Here is a 521-nt window from a genome sequence, read left to right on the forward strand (position 1 = left end):
TGTTGTAGAACGGTGGCACTAACTGTCAATTCTGTGGGTTCTCCAATTGTACTGGTTAGTTCTAAAGAACAACCATTGGCATCCGTCACGCTTAGGTTGTAGGTGCCTGCGGGTAAACTATCGGCAACAACAGTTGTTTGAACCGGTGTGCTATTCCATGCGTATTGATAAGGTCTTGTTCCTCCTGTGATAACCGCTCCTAATTCTCCAGTAGAAGAACCAAAACAAAGCGCATTGGCAGCTGTAATATAACCACTCAAAGCATCGTTTGGCTCATTGATCGTAAAGGTGTCAATATCAAAACAACCATTGGCATCACTGACCGTGACAGTTTGTACACCTGCCGATAAGCCTGTGGCATTCGGGCTATTTTGTCCAGGAGCACCACTCCATTGGAAGGTGTACCCACTCGTTGGTGTTCCTCCTTGTACTGCCAAGGAGGCTGTTCCATCATTACCACCATGACAAGAAACATCGGTTGTATTAATAATGGTTGCTTGCACAGCGGTTGGTTGTGTTAC

Annotated in this window: 1 protein-coding gene; it reads right to left on the bottom strand. The window is 45.9% G+C overall.

Annotated elements, in window-relative coordinates:
- The coding region (locus CG11_RS26380) for a SprB repeat-containing protein (protein WP_197043969.1) at positions 1-521 on the bottom strand (521 nt) is incomplete at both ends.

Origin of the sequence: Aureispira sp. CCB-QB1 (genome assembly GCF_000724545.1) — a bacterium.
Classification (GTDB): domain Bacteria; phylum Bacteroidota; class Bacteroidia; order Chitinophagales; family Saprospiraceae; genus Aureispira.